General features: G+C 57.7%; 1 protein-coding gene. It reads left to right on the top strand.

Annotated features, from left to right (window positions below; translation table 11 throughout):
* Positions 1 to 414 precede the first annotated feature (414 nt).
* The coding region (locus EOD07_RS32505; RefSeq protein WP_127238162.1) for a PQQ-dependent dehydrogenase, methanol/ethanol family at positions 415 to 1,988 on the top strand (1,574 nt) is incomplete at its 3' end.

Here is a 1,988-nt window from a genome sequence, read left to right as displayed (position 1 = left end):
ATAATACGCAGCTATAAGATTTTTATATATATAAATTCTCCATTTTACACTTCAAAATGATACGAAATTTCGCATATCTTTTATCTGTTAATTTTATATTGCGGCGCATTAGATACTTGCTGCATCGCACAATTCCGGTAGGGGTTTTTCCTTGCCTGACATTTTGCAATGACATAGCCTTATCCTGTTTCCGGCTTCAAGGACATCGCTGTAACAAGGGAGCGGCGACAGTCTTTCGTAGGCCACATCGGGCGGGTGCAGGCTAGACTGGTTTGGTAGAGGATAGAAAAGTTCCTCTGCTATTTGCAGTTTAGGTCGTGACAGCTGCCGGAAATACTTCCCAATACAGATCGCCTGGACAAGCTCTTGCGAGCTTGAATACCGATTTCTTGTTGTCAACCTGGGAGGAATTTGATGCGCGCACTTAAGCAAGCTACCTACATCGCGACAACCACTGCGCTACTATCGTTGGGCGCGCTCTATACAGCGTCAGCCAACGAAGATCTCGCAAAGATGGCCAAAAACCCGAAAGACTGGGTGATGCAGACTGGCGACTACGCCAACACCCGTTATTCCACGCTCAAGCAGATCACCAAGGAAAATGTGAAGAACCTGCAGGTCAAGTGGACCTTCTCGACCGGCGTGCTGCGCGGCCATGAGGGCGGCCCGCTGATCATCGGCGATGTGATGTATGTTCACGCGCCGTTCCCGAACACCGTCTATGCTCTCGATCTCAACAAGGACGGAAAGATCCTTTGGAGGTACGAGCCCAAGCAGGACACGAACGTCATTCCGATCATGTGCTGCGACACGGTCAATCGTGGCGTTGCCTATGCGCCTGCCGATGGCGATCGCCCCGCGCTTGTCATTCTCAACCAGGCCGACACCACGGTCGTCGCGCTCGACGCCAAGACCGGAAAGGTCGTATGGTCGGTCAAGAACGGCGAAAACACCGACGGCGGAAAGGGCGAATCCGGCACGTCGGCGCCCGTGGTCGTCAAGGACAAGGTCCTCGTCGGCGTCTCGGGCGCGGAGTTCGGCGTCCGCGGTTGGCTGGCCGCCTACGATCTGAAGGACGGCAAGCTCGCCTGGAAGGCCTATTCGGAAGGCCCGGACGCAGACACCCTGCTCGATCCCGAGAAGACCACGCAGCTCGGCAAGCCGGTGGGGAAGGACTCTGGCACGAACACCTGGGAAGGCGAGCAGTGGAAGACGGGCGGCGGCACGACATGGGGATGGTATTCCTATGATCCCAAGCTGAACCTCGTCTACTACGGCACCGGCAATCCCTCGACCTGGAACCCCGTCCAGCGCCCCGGCGACAATCGCTGGTCGATGACCATCTTCGCCCGCGATGCCGACACCGGCGTCGCCAAATGGGTCTACCAGATGACCCCGCATGACGAGTGGGACTATGACGGCATCAACGAGATGATCCTCGTCGACGGCATGGAGGTCAAAGGCAAGAAGCACGACGTGCTGGTGCATTTCGACCGCAACGGCTTCGCCTACACCATGGACCGGGCCACCGGCGAGCTTCTCGTCGCCAAGAAGTACGACCCGGCGGTGAACTGGGCCACCGAAGTCAATATGGACCCCAACAGCAAGGAATATGGCCGCCCGCAGGTCGTGGCGAAATATTCGACGCAGCAGAACGGCGAAGACACGAACTCGACGGGTATCTGCCCGGCAGCGCTCGGAACCAAGGACCAGCAGCCGGCCACCTACTCGCCGAAGACCGGGCTGTTCTATGTGCCGACCAACCACGTCTGCATGGACTATGAGCCGTACAAGGTGAGCTATACCGCCGGCCAGCCTTATGTGGGCGCCACCGTATCGATGTATCCGGCGCCTGGCGGCGACGGCAACATGGGCAACTTCATTGCCTGGGACGCCGCCAAGGGTGAGATCGTCTGGTCGAAGCCCGAGCAGTTCTCGGTGTGGTCGGGCGCGCTGGCGACCGCCGGCGACGTCATCTTCTATGGGAC

It is taken from the genome of Mesorhizobium sp. M2C.T.Ca.TU.002.02.1.1 (assembly GCF_003997225.1).
Note: the sequence above shows the minus strand (reverse complement) of the source record. Positions and strands in the feature narration are given on the sequence as shown.